Source organism: Microcoleus sp. B13-B6 (assembly GCF_036705405.1).
Lineage (GTDB): Bacteria > Cyanobacteriota > Cyanobacteriia > Cyanobacteriales > Microcoleaceae > Microcoleus.
Map to the genome: position 1 here is coordinate 129,623 of NZ_JAUBUJ010000004.1, position 13,887 is coordinate 143,509.

Annotated in this window: 14 protein-coding genes; 13 read left to right on the top strand and 1 reads right to left on the bottom strand. The window is 43.1% G+C overall.

What is annotated here, in order from left to right; all coding sequences use genetic code 11:
- Position 1 precedes the first annotated feature (1 nt).
- From QUB35_RS03220 to QUB35_RS03275, 12 genes are all read left to right on the top strand, one after another.
- Positions 2 to 139 (top strand): hypothetical protein, encoded by a 138-nt coding sequence (locus QUB35_RS03220; RefSeq protein ID WP_333139325.1) that lies wholly within the window; start codon positions 2 to 4, stop codon positions 137 to 139.
- A 565-nt stretch (positions 140 to 704) separates the two neighbouring features.
- Positions 705 to 1,535, top strand: a complete 831-nt coding sequence (locus tag QUB35_RS03225; protein ID WP_333139327.1) for a DUF4231 domain-containing protein — start codon at positions 705 to 707, stop codon at positions 1,533 to 1,535.
- Between the two features lie 401 nt (positions 1,536 to 1,936).
- Positions 1,937 to 3,280: a glutathione-disulfide reductase gene (gene gor / locus QUB35_RS03230; protein ID WP_333139329.1), complete on the top strand. Its 1,344-nt coding sequence runs from the start codon at positions 1,937 to 1,939 to the stop codon at positions 3,278 to 3,280.
- A gap of 160 nt (positions 3,281 to 3,440) precedes the next feature.
- Positions 3,441 to 3,977, top strand: a complete 537-nt coding sequence (locus QUB35_RS03235) for an opioid growth factor receptor-related protein (RefSeq protein WP_333139331.1) — start codon at positions 3,441 to 3,443, stop codon at positions 3,975 to 3,977.
- A gap of 55 nt (positions 3,978 to 4,032) precedes the next feature.
- On the top strand, positions 4,033 to 4,995 hold the full coding sequence (locus tag QUB35_RS03240) for a MoxR family ATPase (protein ID WP_333139333.1): 963 nt from the start codon (positions 4,033 to 4,035) through the stop codon (positions 4,993 to 4,995).
- A gap of 3 nt (positions 4,996 to 4,998) precedes the next feature.
- Positions 4,999 to 6,351: a DUF58 domain-containing protein gene (locus QUB35_RS03245; RefSeq protein WP_333139334.1), complete on the top strand. Its 1,353-nt coding sequence runs from the start codon at positions 4,999 to 5,001 to the stop codon at positions 6,349 to 6,351.
- A complete protein-coding gene (locus QUB35_RS03250; protein WP_333139336.1) occupies positions 6,348 to 8,399 on the top strand; it encodes a transglutaminase domain-containing protein in 2,052 nt (683 codons plus the stop codon). The genes QUB35_RS03245 and QUB35_RS03250 overlap by 4 nt, the downstream gene beginning before the upstream one ends.
- A gap of 384 nt (positions 8,400 to 8,783) precedes the next feature.
- Positions 8,784 to 9,374, top strand: coding sequence for a sigma-70 family RNA polymerase sigma factor (locus QUB35_RS03255; protein ID WP_333139338.1), 591 nt, complete (start codon positions 8,784 to 8,786; stop codon positions 9,372 to 9,374).
- Complete coding sequence (locus tag QUB35_RS03260) at positions 9,371 to 9,817, top strand: hypothetical protein (RefSeq protein ID WP_333139340.1); 447 nt, start codon at positions 9,371 to 9,373, stop codon at positions 9,815 to 9,817. Before QUB35_RS03255 ends, QUB35_RS03260 begins: the two co-directional genes overlap by 4 nt.
- A gap of 19 nt (positions 9,818 to 9,836) precedes the next feature.
- The gene (locus QUB35_RS03265) at positions 9,837 to 10,322 is read left to right on the top strand and encodes a Spy/CpxP family protein refolding chaperone (protein ID WP_333139342.1); all 486 of its coding nucleotides are present in this window, start codon (positions 9,837 to 9,839) and stop codon (positions 10,320 to 10,322) included.
- A 297-nt stretch (positions 10,323 to 10,619) separates the two neighbouring features.
- Entirely contained in the window at positions 10,620 to 11,315 is a 696-nt protein-coding gene (locus QUB35_RS03270) for a YqiA/YcfP family alpha/beta fold hydrolase (protein WP_333139344.1), read from the top strand.
- Between the two features lie 25 nt (positions 11,316 to 11,340).
- On the top strand, positions 11,341 to 12,048 hold the full coding sequence (locus QUB35_RS03275; RefSeq protein WP_333107905.1) for an ROK family protein: 708 nt from the start codon (positions 11,341 to 11,343) through the stop codon (positions 12,046 to 12,048).
- A 157-nt stretch (positions 12,049 to 12,205) separates the two neighbouring features.
- Here QUB35_RS03275 and QUB35_RS03280 read toward each other — a convergent pair whose 3' ends face one another.
- Entirely contained in the window at positions 12,206 to 12,490 is a 285-nt protein-coding gene (locus QUB35_RS03280; RefSeq protein ID WP_333139346.1) for a WGxxGxxG family protein, read from the bottom strand.
- A 182-nt stretch (positions 12,491 to 12,672) separates the two neighbouring features.
- Between QUB35_RS03280 and QUB35_RS03285 the strand changes: the two genes are divergently transcribed.
- Complete coding sequence (locus tag QUB35_RS03285; RefSeq protein ID WP_333139348.1) at positions 12,673 to 13,860, top strand: histidinol-phosphate transaminase; 1,188 nt, start codon at positions 12,673 to 12,675, stop codon at positions 13,858 to 13,860.
- Positions 13,861 to 13,887: the final 27 nt, after the last annotated feature.

The window sequence follows — 13,887 nt, forward strand, 5'->3', positions numbered from 1 at the left end:
TGTGCGATCGACACAACTAACTACTAAGCTAACACTTCCCATCGGTTTTGGCGATCGGGGTGACGGCTGTTTCGATGCTAATGAACAGAAAATCTATATTCAAATCAAAGTGAATACTTTGACACCAACTGGGAGGTAAAGTCGGAGTGGAAACAAAAATCGGCGTTGCTGAATGGGGTATAAAATTTGTAGGGGAAATCCCCCCGTGATTGCCCCACCGCTGACGGTGTAAGGACTTAGAATTATCCCTACAGGCAAAATCATACATAAATTCAGCAGAGCCAAAAAATCTATACTATTTATGCAGTGACCGAAAGCATCCAGGATACAAGTCCCCGGATTCATGCGTCCAGAAATAAAAAACCTGTATCCGATAAAGGAACCCCCGAATTTATCCGTGGGGTCAATGCTAAAATCTAAAATCTAAAATCTAAAATCTAAAATCGATTGACTCTCTCTGTAGGGTGCTTATGGCAACTACTGTCAAAATACGCTCGCCCTGCTTTACCTCATCCTACCCGTTGGCGATGACCAATAAACCCAGTTTATTGGTCATCTACTGTTATACAAGGAATATTTAAAGATCGCCATCAACAACTTTTCAAGGGTTTCAGGGCCTTCTTCACCAAGTTGACAGGGCTTGGGTGAAATAGACACCCAAATAGGCTAAACTTGTGTCCGATCGCCAAACAGAGTACAAACCAATGACTACTTCTGCGGATACAAACCAGACCGAGATTTCCAATACAGTCTCATCGAGTCCACAAATGTTATCTTTCCTGAAAATTGTTGAGTATTTATCCATAGCCGCTTTTGTGGGTGCGTGCCTCCTTACCAGAGTTTTTCCAGACAATCAACTTATCGTTATTTTGGGATCGGTTTTTCTCTCTAGTTTTATTTTTCTCTTCCTGACCAATAGGCAATTGGCTCACAACTCTAGGAATAATGCTAATCAGTTAGAAATCCGAAGAAAAGCGGAACTATATAATTACCTCTTAAATCCGAATAATGTTTCGGATAACAATTCGATTACCCCGGTGAGAGAAAAGGCTTTACGATATTGCCAGGAGTTGATTGACGACTATAAAAACACCAGAGAGACTTCGAGAAATATTTACTATACTTTCCAGTTGGCAACCGTGATTTTCTCGGGAGTCACACCAATTTTAGTATTGGTAGACAAATTGGAACCAGGTCAATCTTTGCTCAAATGGCTGCCCGTAATTTGTCCCGCTGTCGCCTCGATAGTCGCCAGTATAGTTACCTCCTTTCCTTTTCAGGAGAATTGGATTTCTGCTAACACGGCTGTGGAATTGTTAGAAGCGGAACAGGAGAAATTTGTATTAGGAGTGACTCCAGCTTATCGTTGCTATGATGTAGCCGACGCAGCCCAACATCAACAAATGACAAAAATGGCAATAGAAAACTTTATCAATCAGGTGAATGAGATTCATCTCAAGCAAATCCAAAAACCAGATGATACAGCGTCAAAGGATCAGAATACAGAGCCAGCTCAATCTACCGAGTCAAAGTAGGGGCAGAGTTAACGAATCTGACAATACCAGTAAGCAGGTAGGGTTGAGTGAGGGGGAGCATCTCACTTTTTCAGCCAAGCTAGAAATTGGAGTTTTGAGGCAGGAGGCAGGAGGCAGAAGGCAGTAGGAAAGAGGAAGAAGGAGGGAGCTAGAAGAAGTTTTTTTACAAATATGAGATGCTCCCGAGTGAGGCCACCTGCTCTTATACGGCTAAACTTTTCATCACAGATGGCATTTTGGGGCTATCCTATAACCAAATATCGGCTAGTCCCCCGTTTTTTTACCCCTCAATTAGCTATGTATGTAGCGATCAGAAGTTCTTAAAGGCAAAATTTTTGAGCTATCATTAAGAAAATTTAAGCGTAAACTTGGTAAGTTGGAGATTTTAGGTAAATACAATTATGACATACGATTACGATTTGTTTGTGATAGGTGCGGGTTCCGGCGGATTGGCGAGTTCCAAGCGAGCAGCATCCTACGGCGCAAAAGTGGCGATCGCCGAAAATGACTTAGTAGGCGGAACCTGCGTAATTCGCGGCTGTGTCCCCAAAAAACTCATGGTGTACGCCTCAACATTTTCGCACCTTTACGAAGATGCGGTGGGCTACGGTTGGAGTCCAGTTGAAAGCAGCTTTGATTGGGAAAAACTCGTCACCACGGTAGACACAGAAGTGCGGCGGCTGAGCAAACTGCACATCAGCTTTCTTGAAAAAGCCGGAGTCGAATTAATCTCAGGATACGCCAAATTTATTGACCCCCATACCGTCGAAGTTGGTGACAAAAAATTTACCGCAGCTAAAATCTTAATTGCAGTGGGCGGAGAAGCGCAAAGAGTCCCAATTGTCGGCATCGAACACGCGATTACGTCTCGCGAAATCTTCCTACTAAAAGAGCAGCCAAAACGGTTGGCAATTTGGGGTGGCGGCTACATCGGTGTCGAATTTGCTTGCATTATGAACGGGTTGGGAAGCCAAGTAACTCAAATCATCCGGCGCGATCAAATACTGCACTACTTCGACGAAGAAATTCGCGCTAACGTGCAAGAAGGAATGAGTAAGCACGGAATAAACATTTTGACAGAAAGCTCGATCAACCACATTGAGAAAACCCCAGAAGGTTTAAAATTAACTCTGTCGGGAAAATCCGAAGGAACGCTAATAGTAGACGCGCTTTTGTCCGCTACCGGGCGCTTACCAAATTTAGAAAAATTGGGTTTAGAAAATGCGGGGGTAGAAACCGATAAAGGTGCGATCGCCGTTACCAAAGACAGCCGCACCAGTCAGCAGCACATTTTTGCAGTCGGAGATTGCACCAACCGCATCAATTTAACGCCAATTGCGATCGCCGAAGGACGCGCTTTTGCAGATACTGAATTTGGCAACAATCCGAGAGCAATCACTCACGAAAATGTCCCGTCAGCGGTATTTTCCCAGCCGGAAGCAGCTACAGTTGGCTTAACAGAAGAGGAGGCTAAAGCCAAGTTTCCCGAATCAATTAAGTGCTATACAGCCAAGTTTAGACCGATGTTTCATTCTTTGACAGGTGCAGATGAGAAGACTTTTGTCAAGTTAGTTGTTGAGACTAATACGGACAGAGTTTTGGGCGTGCACATGGTTGGGAAAGACGCGGGGGAGATTATTCAAGGAATGGCGATCGCTGTTAATATGGGAGCTACGAAGAAAGACTTCGACGCGACTATTGGCATTCACCCATCGACTGGTGAAGAGTTTGTGACTCTGCGGTAAAGCGGGCGAAGCAGCCAGGGGTTTAAACCCCTGCCTAACAGCCTAAAGTCAGTTAAAATTCAGATATTGCACCATTTTCCAGAACAGGCAGGATGCCTGTTCCACAGAAAAATTAAATTTTATTGTGGGGTGGGCATCCTGCCCGCCCGTAAAGGGATTAATGAGTAATTCAACCAAACAAAACAAAATTTTAGCATTCTATCTCGGCCAGCAGCCTGATTCACAAGGTCGGGCGATCGAGGATATTTGGTCGTGGGATTACCAGAAGCTGGAATCCGTGCACAATTACATTCAATGGCTGTTTCCGCTGAGAGAAAAGAGCCGCTTTAATTCCAGTGCTCCTACTTTAAATGATGAGGTTATTCAAGCTTTTAGAACAAGTGAAGAGTTAAGAAGTCGCTTAGTCAAATCTCTAAAAGTCATGCTGGGGTTTTACGGGTTGGAATGCCGCGAAGGGGAAAACGCAGAAATTGTAATTGCCAAGTCCCCAGAATATTTGTCAAGGAAAAGAGAGTGGATTGAACAATTTAATCACAACTACCTGCGGCTGACTAGGATTCTCACAAGTTTGACAGAGTTGGGATTGAAAAATTACGCTTTAGCTCTTTTCAGGTGTTTGGATGAGATATATAATGAAAATCAAAAAAGTATTGGTTTAAAAACTTATACATATTGGAAAAATGCTGTAAATAGTTAAATCTAGCGAAGCCAATCAGCGGGACAGTAACCGGACGCTACGAACACAATAAATAATGGATAAAGCAATTACAGAAAATCACGCTCAGTCGGGCAGAGAAATTTATCAAAGGATTTCCAACAACATTCAAAAAGTGGTGAAAGGGCAATCAGCAGCAATCAGGAAATTGCTGTCAGCCTTTGTGAGTGGCGGGCACGTCCTCCTAGAAGATTATCCCGGTACAGGTAAAACTACCCTAGCTAAAGCCCTAGCCTTATCTGTCGATGTCAGCTTTAAACGCATTCAATTTACACCTGACCTTTTGCCATCCGATATCTTGGGCATATCCATGCTCGACCCCAATCAACGCACGTTTCATTTCCACGAAGGGCCTATTTTTGCTAATATTGTCTTGGCTGACGAAATCAATCGGTCATCACCGCGAACCCAATCCGCCCTCCTAGAAGCAATGGCCGAATTTCAAGTCAGCATTGACGGAAATTTACACAAACTTAAAGACCCATTTTTTGTCATTGCTACTCAAAATCCAGTAGAATCTCGTGGCACTTATCCACTTCCTGAAGCCCAAATGGATCGCTTTGCCGTTCAATTTAGTCTAGGCTACATCTCGCCAGAAGACGAAGTTAACCTGCTCGGAGACCAAATCCATCAACATCCTATTGATACACTTCAAACCTGCGTTAATTTAGAGGATTTAATTAGCTTAAAACAGCAGGTAAAGCAAGTTAGGATTAGTGAAGAATTGAAACGTTACCTCGTAGATATCGTGAATGCAACTCGCTCAGCCGAAGGCGTACAACTAGGGGCGAGTCCCAGAGCTTCCATAGCTTTAATGAAAGTTGCTCAAGCATTAGCTTTGTTCGATGGCTATGAGTTTGTTACGCCAGAACATATTCAAGAACAGGCGGTATCAGTCATCGCTCATCGCCTAGTAATGGAACCTCAAGCGCGTTTTTCTGGTAGAATGGCCCCAGGTGTAGTTGAAGAAATTATCAAATCTATTCCTGTACCCGCCTAAAAAATGAAACGTTTTTTCTACGCTATTTTTCGCTTCTGTGCGCGTGTAAATCGCTCGCGAAAGAAGCGATTGACCAACAATGGGTTAGCAGTGCTTAGCTGCACGCTTTTAGCGGGAATTTTAGGATTAGATACTAATCAGACTGTGACTTATCAAATCTTTACTTTCCTGTTGTCAATTATAGGAATAGCCATAATTTTTAGTAAATTTTTTCGCTTCCGCTTCAATGCAGTACGGTTTTTGCCAAAGTTTGCAACTGTTGGAGTCACTTTAAAATACCGTATACTCATTCATAACAAAACTAGCCACAGTCAAAATAACCTGAAATTGTGGGAAAATTTTGCCGACACCTTCCCAAGTTTTCAAGAATTTATAGAAACACCTGAACCGGGTGAAGAACAGCGCACTTCATTGGATAAATACTTCGGCTATTATCGTTGGCTGTGGCTGATTTATAGAAAACAATGCGCCACAGCTAAAGTCATAGAATTGCCTCCTCTTCCACCCAATAGCAAAACAGAAGTGGTAGGTGAAATCACGCCGTCCTGCAGAGGTGTTATCCGCCTCAGTGGTCTAACAGTTACTAGGTCAGATCCTTTTGGGATTTGGAATGCTTGTAAAACAAATTCCTTGCCCCAATCTATGTTAATTTTACCCAAACTATATCATTTACCACCAATTCAGCTTCCTGGCTCAAGAAGATATCAATCAGGTGGCGTAACATTAGCTTCATCCGTAGGAGATTCCGAGGAATTTAGGTCTCTGCGGGATTATCGACCGGGAGATCCGCTACGAAAAATTCACTGGAAAAGTTGGGCAAAAGCAGGTAAGCCAATGGTTAAAGAAGAACAGGATGAATTTTTTGTGAGGCACGCCCTAATTTTGGATACATTTCAAAGTGTAAAGTACAGTGAAATTTTAGAAGAGGCAATTTCAATCGCTGCTTCATTATCCTATGAAGTTCAGACTCAAGAATCCTTATTGGATTTGATGTTTGTAGTTCAAGAAGCTTATTGTTTTACCTTTGGTAGAGGGCTAAACTCTACTGATAAAATGCTAGAAATTCTCGCCTCCGTCGGTGCCTGTCAGGATAAAGTTTTTGACTCCCTCACCTCAGTTTTAATGAAGAAAATCTCTCTGCTAAGCGGTTGTATTTGTATATTTTTGTGTTGGGACGAACCTAGAAAAAGATTAATAAATTATTTAAGAAGTCGCGGTATCCATACCTTAGTTTTAATTTTAACAGAGCGAGACGCTAAATTAGATAGCTTAAATTTAGAGTTGATTAAAGATGACTTAACAAGCTGCCATATTTTAAAGCTAGGTCAAATACAAGAGGAGTTAATGAAATTATGAAAATGCCAGTGTTTCTTTTGGGTGTTAGTGTAATTTTTTGGGGCTGGCAGACGGGACTATGGTTTTTTGCTTTGCCAATTGCTCTGATTTTAGAGGCAGCTAGCTGGTTGCCTTATCGGTGGGATTTTTCAGCTAGTGATTTTAGGCGCATTGCTAATTTCTGCCTGATTTTTTTGTGCTGTTTGCTGGTTTATCTCCTGGTCGCCAACCGCTCTATTTACTTGATATATAATTTGTTGCAGTGGCTTCCTGGTGTATTGTTTCCACTGGTAGCTGCTCAGGTATATTCTCTCAAGGAAAGTCTGGATATACGCCTAATGTTTTTGTGGCTAAACAAAGCCACAAAAAAAGCACCACTTAACCCCTTGATGGTGAATCTAAATTATCCATATTTTATCTGTTGTCTGCTATCCGCTAGTGCGACGAATAGTAGAGAGATATCTTTTTATGCTGGGATATTTGCATTAACAGCTATTGCTTTGTGGTCGGTGAGAACGAAAAGATTTTCATCTATTCTCTGGCTTGGTCTGATGTTAATTGCTGGCAGTATAGGATTTATAGGACAGATGGGTCTGCACCAACTTCACCTAGCAGTAGAACAGCAAGCAATCTCATGGCTTAGTAATGGGAATTCTCAAGAAACAGATTTTTTGAAAAAACAAACGAACATCGGATCAGTGGGATTATTAAAACAGTCAAATGAAATTATTTTTAGAGTTGCTCCTGAAGCTAAACAGACTCCTCCCCGACTGCTAAGAGAAGCCACTTATAATCGCTACAACTCTTCACTGTGGCTCGCCTTAAATCCTAACTTTGTTCCCGTACAACCAAAGACTAATGGCACAACTTGGGATTTAGGCGACCAACTACCGAATCCATCAACGATTACTATTTCGGCTACACTCCAAGGCAACCAAGGTTTATTAAAGCTGCCAGATGGAACTTTTAAAATTGACGCCTTGCCTGTCAGTCAGATGGAAAAGAATAAATATGGCACAATTAAAGTGGTAGGAAAAGTTGATAGGCTGGCTTATCGAAGCTACTTTAATAATAATTTTTCTGTAGATAGCCCGCCTACAGCAGACGACCTGCAAATACCAAAATCAGAAATGGCTGCACTGAATAAAGTCCTCAGCCAAATGGATATTCAAGGCCAGTCTCCACCACAAATTTTAGATAAAATAGAGTGGTTTTTCCTAAAAAATTTCGTTTATTCACTGAAGCTTAGGGGCCAAGATAATGATGCTACGCCTCTATCAACATTTTTACTGAACACTCGCTCTGGACATTGTGAATATTTTGCTACTGCTGCGACACTTCTCCTGAGAAAACTCGGTATTCCAGCCCGTTATGCTGTTGGATATTCTGTTCACGAATTTAGTTCTTTGGAGAACCAGTATATTGTAAGAAGTCGCCATGCTCATGCTTGGACTTTGGCTTATATCGCGGGAAAATGGCAAGCTTTTGATGCTACGCCTTCTGATTGGCAAAGCATGGAGGATGCTGCTGCTCCCCCAGGGGCATTTATCTCTGATTTATGGTCGCTATTGAGTTACGAAATTTTGCTGGGGTTGCGATATTTATCAGGTAGCAATGGATTGAAGTATGGGGGAGTCATCCTGCTGATCTTAATATTTTTCTGGAGGTGTAATCCTAATTTTAAGAAAAATGTACGCCTTTTATCTAAGAAACAAAGCTGGCTAAAAGCTATTTATAACAAAGATTCGTTGAGTCCGAAATCGGAATTTTATTTAATCGAACAGGCTTTAAATGAGTCTGGATTGATTCGCCATCCTTCCGAGTCTTTTAAAAATTGGATCGAGAGGTTAAAAAAAGAAAAACCGGAGTTATATTGTCTCGAAGAGTTAGCATTGTTGATTGAGATTCATTATTGCGATCGCTTCGATCCAAAAGGAATTCAAGACGCACAAAAAGCTGAATTTAAATTGGCAATTCAATCCTGGATAGAGCAATATCACCGGCAGGCGATCGCCTCAAACTCTCAGGTCAATAAAAGCGCTAAGCCTACTATAGCTTTTCTCAGGTAGATAATGTACAGATTTAGATTTTAAATTGGGGTATTGAGGACTTTTTAATTGATTCGTAAATTCCCCAACTATTCAGTTATTCAATCTAAACTTGTACCTCCCTTAATTGATAACCGCTATACATAGCTTTTCTAAATCACTTGTAAAAGTAACGCTTCTGGGGCGAGTCAGAGCGTCCATTTTCTCAACCAAGGCTGGGACTCTGGATCTGGGTTCCCAGGTTTACACCTCGGAACCCGTTAATTACAGGAAAAATCAGGACACGGCAGTGCCGTTTCCCTACCTGCCGCCTCGTCGAAAAAAAATTTTAAATCCTTTGAACCTTTTTTGCGATCGCCCTGTCTAAACACTTCAGATAACGAACTGGTGGGGGAGACTTCACAGGTGTTAGCTGTGTCAGCCAATGTTTTAACCGATGACTGTTCCGACTCGGACTTAGTTGCTCAATGTTTAAAGGGCGATCGCACTTGCTTTCGCTACCTTTACCAACGGTACCAACACAAAGTCAGGTCAACCCTTTACCAACTCTGCGGCCCCTCACTTCTTGACGATTTAGCACAAGAAGTATTCCTGCGAGTCTGGAAAGGATTGCCCAAACTCAAGCACCAGGAAAACTTTTCTACTTGGCTTTATCGAATCACGTGGAATGTGGCTTCCGACCAAAGACAAGCATTTGCTAAACAGCATTCTTTTGACTCCCAACTCAAAAATCAAGAAACAATGGATCGGGTTATTTTCAAAGATAACACATCGGACTTGATGCAGTTGCACTATCAAGATTTAGTGCAACGGGGACTGGAGCAATTGAGCTTTGAACACCGCAGCGTTTTGGTGCTGCACGACTTAGAAGACATCCCGCAAAAAGAAGTAGCCCAAATTTTGGGACTGCCTGCGGGAACCGTCAAATCTCGCGTGTTTTATGCCCGAAATTCTCTGCGGCAATTTTTGCAAAAAGAAGGTGTCAGCGAGCTATGAATAACCCAAGCAGCGACCAAGAGTTAGTTAATTTCTTGAAGCAACATCGCCCAAATATTCCTGAATCTGCACCAGATTTAGAGCTAAAAATTTTAGCAGCAATAGAAAGTAATCAGGCGAGTGTTTTCCATGAAACCCACCGCAAAAAAACGCGAGTAACTACGTCACCTAAGTCTAATGACAGGTTAAAAGTATCATCTGTTTCTAAGTGGGCTGTGTCGTCTGCGATTGCTGCTGGTTTGCTAGTTCTTTGGTCTGGCTACCGTCCGTTTGAGACTGCACAATTGCCAGATGAGGAAACAGCTAAGTTAGAAGCATTTTTAGTCACTAACTGGGAGGGTGTCCTCCATGATTCTCCCCAAGAAAATATGACCGATCGCTCACAAACAGACTGGTTGACTTTCAGCCCTGGTGCTGACAGTGAACCGCCCACAAATAAGTAATATCAAAGAGGTAATTTTCATGTCAATTCGTCGTATTTCTGCCCTAGCCGTTTTAATGCTGACTCTCGGCAGCACAGCCGCAGCAATAGCAGTTCCCAATCCCCTAGAACCAGAAACAATTGCACAAAACCAGCGTCCCAATCGACCCGCTGGCAGGGAAGGTGGGATGTTCGAGAAACTTAATTTAAGCGCAGACCAAAAGCAGCAAATGCAGGCAGTGCGCGATCGCTACAAAGACCAAGTTTCCCAGCGAATGCAAGCAGTCCGCCAAGCCAGACAAGAATTGGAAACGATGATGTCCGGCAAGGAAAATGCCAGCCAAATACGCGACAAACACCGTCAAATAATGGGATTGAGGCAGCAGTTGGAAGAGGTGCAATTTGAAATTACACTCGCAATGCGAGAAGTGCTCACTGCCGAACAACGTAGCCAATTAGCTCAACTGATGCAGCAGCGCCGACAAAATGCTAAAAACCGGATGCAAAACGGTCAAAAACCGCAGTAATTGACGAGTAGTTTAGAGTGAATTGCAGGGTGCGTAATTCGCACTCTGCGATTCATTGTAAGCAGGTATAAATCAATAAATACAGGCATCGATAAACGCTGGTTTTCTGTAATCTACGCGATGGCTTTCTCTCTTCGGATAATTTGTCTAAAAAGTAAGCGATTTCAAGTCTATGCGATGGATTTCTCTCTTGGGATAATCAGTAAATATGTTCATCTACTTAGGGTCTTATTTTTTTATTTAATAACTCATTTTAAGTTAAAATAATTAGTTAAGAAGTCTCATAAAAATTTCTGGATGAATCTACAGAACGATTCGAGTTACATTTATTTACACGGATTTGCTTCAAGTCCCGATTCCCTTAAGGCAAAATATTTCCGAGAGCGCTTTTCTTCCGTAGGAATTGACCTAAAAACTCCAGATCTCAATCAAAACGATTTTTCCGGCCTCACCCTCACCCGTCAGTTGCAGCAAATAGAAACAGACTTTCTGCAAACCCAATCCTCGCAATCGGCAGAAAAGGTAAAAGAATTAGGCGGAGTTACAATAATAGGGTCTAGTTTTGGGGGGCTGACAGCGGCTTGGTTGGCCGATCGACAATTGTCCGTAAAACAAATAGTTTTGTTAGCACCGGCTTTTGACTTTATCTCCCACTGGCTGCCGCTGTTGGGACAGCAACAGTTAGAAAAATGGCAGTCTGAGAAATATTTGCCCGTTTACCACTACGGCGAACAAGGTTATCTGCCGCTGAATTATCAGTTTGTGGCAGATATGGCTCAATACCCTGAAGAAAAATTAATGCGATCCGTGCCTACGTTAATTCTCCACGGGAAGCATGATACAATAATACCGGTTCACGCTAGCAGAGATTTTGCCGCTAACCGTCCCTGGGTGCAATTAATTGAATTAGAAGACGATCATTCTTTGGGAAATGTCCTAGCGGAAATGTGGGAAGCGATCAAAAGTTTTGCCAATTCAAAAATTAAAATTTGACCAACTTGCAAGTCTTAACACTCAAATGACTGAACAAGATCGATCGACTCGCACCCTAGCCGTTGACATTGGCGGAAGTGGCATCAAAGTTATGGTTTTGGACAATGAAGGCGAGCCCCAAACGGAACGCAGCCGTTTAGAAACGCCTCAACCACCGAAACCGGAACCCGTACTAGAGGCGATCGCCTCTTTAGCAAGCGGACAAGGGGAATTTGACCGAGTATCCGTCGGTTTTCCCGGTGTCGTGCGTCTAGGCGTCATCAAAACCGCAGTGAATTTAGATCCGTCTTGGATAGATTTTGACCTAGAAACTACCCTCAAAGATCGCTTGGGAAAACCTGTGCGAGTGGCTAACGATGCCGATATTCAAGGATTGGGAGCAATTGCTGGGACGGGGGTAGAATTAGTAATTACCCTTGGCACCGGTTTCGGTTCTGCCTTATTTGTCGATGGTATCTTGGTGCCAAATCTAGAATTAGGACATCACCCGTTTCGCAAAGGGGAAACTTACGAACAGCAATTAGGGCGATCGGCATTAGATACAGTGGGCTCCAAAAGATGGAATCGCCGTCTGGAAAAAGCGCTCACCTATCTGCAAAATCTCTTTAATTGCGATCGCATTTACATCGGCGGCGGCAATACTAAAAAGATTGCTGTTGAGTTACCGCCACAGGTTAAAATAGTACCCAATGTGAGCGGTTTATTGGGCGGGATTGCTTTGTGGCGCGATTGAATAAACTTTGTGGCTAAAATGGCCATCAATAATATCAAAGAAACCGGATTTTTTGGTTGGATTAAAGGCAATAATCCAGTCTTTAGGTAAAAAACCCGGTTTCTGAATCCACGACGGTTGATTGGGTTTTTGGCTGGTGCGATGGCAGTTTAAAAAATTATTCGCCCATCGGATCGCGGTAGCGTTTGGGTTCATCCTTGCGAAAGAGATTCGCCAAACCGAGGATGCCCAACAAACCCAAAGCACCCCAATGATTGTTGTCTTCCTTGCTTTCTTGAAGGGGAGTGGTGTCTAGAACAACTCCATTAGACTCAGTATTGTTCTGTGCCGGAGCTGACTCGGTTTGAGCTGAGGCAGGCATAGCTGAAGGGAGAACAGCCAAACTCAAAGCTATGAGGGTAGCGGCGGCATTTTTAGATAAATCGGAAGGCTTAACTTTCATACTCGGTCTCCAAATATCAGCAGTTACTTTATCAAAATAATCAATTTGTTACAGCCGACGCATCAATCGATCGACAGAAACTAAATCCCCCTCTCCTCTTGCTTTCGAGATAGAACAAGCTCTATGCTAAGTTCAGATGCTTCTAAGCAGATAATCTAAAATAAAAAGTCGTAAATTATACCATGCTTCCCTTTATCCGAAAAGATTTAGCCGAACTTACCGCATACACTCCCCATCCGGGCGGCACATCAGGAGAATCAGCGCACTCGGAAAGTGCGATCGATCGCCTCGATACCAATGAATGCCCCTACGACTTGCCAGAAGAATTAAAAAAAAAGCTAGCTTGGACTTACCAGCAGTTAATTGAGACAAATCGCTATCCCGACGGAGGCCACGCAGCGCTCAAAGAGGCGATCGCCCAATACGTCAATGAATCCCTAAATGTCCCCCCCCTTAACAAGGGGGGGCTAGGGGGGGTTACACTGCCCAAAACCGCCATTACAGCCGACAATATTTCTGTGGGCAACGGTTCCGACGAACTAATTAGATCCATCTTAATAGCTACTTGCTTGGGCGGCGCAGGCTCTATTTTCGTTGCGAATCCCACCTTTTCGATGTATGGAATAATCGCCCAAACCCTCGGAATTCCCGTTGTGAGTGCTCCGCGGAAAGAGGAGAATTTTGAAATCGATATCGAGGCGGCTAAAAGGGCGATAGCCCAAAATCAAAATCCCCCCGTGCGCGCCGTCTTTGTCGTTCACCCCAATTCGCCCACAGCCAATGCTTTGACACCAGATGAAATAGAATGGTTGTCAACTTTACCCGAAGAGATATTAGTAGTAATTGACGAAGCCTATTTTGAATTCAGCCAAAATACTTTAGCAGACCAATTGCACCATCACCGGAATTGGATAATTTTACGTACATTTTCCAAAGCATTCCGGCTAGCATCAATGAGAGTCGGATATGCGATCGCCCATCCCGAACTCACAGCCACCTTAGAAAAAATTCGCCTCCCCTACAACCTTCCCAGTTTCTCGCAAACCGCAGCCGAGTTAGCTCTAGCGCAGCGGCAGTTATTGCTAGCAACTATTCCAGAAACTCTATCAGAAAGAGCCAAATTAATTGCAGCGCTAACTCAGCATCAAAAATTGCAAGTTTGGCCGAGTGCGGCTAACTTCGTTTACCTGCGGGTAAAAGCTCGTGAGGGCGAATCTGCCGAACAGGAACACAAACAAATCATGCAGCAGCTAAAAGAGCGAGGTACTTTAATTAGGCATACTGGGGGAGGTTTGCGAATTACGGTGGGTAGCCCGGAGGAAAATCAGCGGACAGTCGATCGCATAGGAGAACTTTTTGACAACTCATAATATTCGGTATCCAGTTTCTGCTTAACA

What these genes read in the sequence shown, in the direction of transcription:
- QUB35_RS03225 (WP_333139327.1), top strand. Translation starts at nt 705, where the DNA reads ATGACTACTTCTGCGGATACAAACCAGACCGAGATTTCCAATACAGTC.
- gor (WP_333139329.1), top strand. Translation starts at nt 1,937, where the DNA reads ATGACATACGATTACGATTTGTTTGTGATAGGTGCGGGTTCCGGCGGA.
- QUB35_RS03235 (WP_333139331.1), top strand. Translation starts at nt 3,441, where the DNA reads ATGAGTAATTCAACCAAACAAAACAAAATTTTAGCATTCTATCTCGGC.
- QUB35_RS03240 (WP_333139333.1), top strand. Translation starts at nt 4,033, where the DNA reads ATGGATAAAGCAATTACAGAAAATCACGCTCAGTCGGGCAGAGAAATT.
- QUB35_RS03245 (WP_333139334.1), top strand. Translation starts at nt 4,999, where the DNA reads ATGAAACGTTTTTTCTACGCTATTTTTCGCTTCTGTGCGCGTGTAAAT.
- QUB35_RS03250 (WP_333139336.1), top strand. Translation starts at nt 6,348, where the DNA reads ATGAAAATGCCAGTGTTTCTTTTGGGTGTTAGTGTAATTTTTTGGGGC.
- QUB35_RS03260 (WP_333139340.1), top strand. Translation starts at nt 9,371, where the DNA reads ATGAATAACCCAAGCAGCGACCAAGAGTTAGTTAATTTCTTGAAGCAA.
- QUB35_RS03265 (WP_333139342.1), top strand. Translation starts at nt 9,837, where the DNA reads ATGTCAATTCGTCGTATTTCTGCCCTAGCCGTTTTAATGCTGACTCTC.
- QUB35_RS03270 (WP_333139344.1), top strand. Translation starts at nt 10,620, where the DNA reads ATGAATCTACAGAACGATTCGAGTTACATTTATTTACACGGATTTGCT.
- QUB35_RS03275 (WP_333107905.1), top strand. Translation starts at nt 11,341, where the DNA reads ATGACTGAACAAGATCGATCGACTCGCACCCTAGCCGTTGACATTGGC.
- QUB35_RS03280 (WP_333139346.1), bottom strand. Translation starts at nt 12,490, where the DNA reads ATGAAAGTTAAGCCTTCCGATTTATCTAAAAATGCCGCCGCTACCCTC.
- QUB35_RS03285 (WP_333139348.1), top strand. Translation starts at nt 12,673, where the DNA reads ATGCTTCCCTTTATCCGAAAAGATTTAGCCGAACTTACCGCATACACT.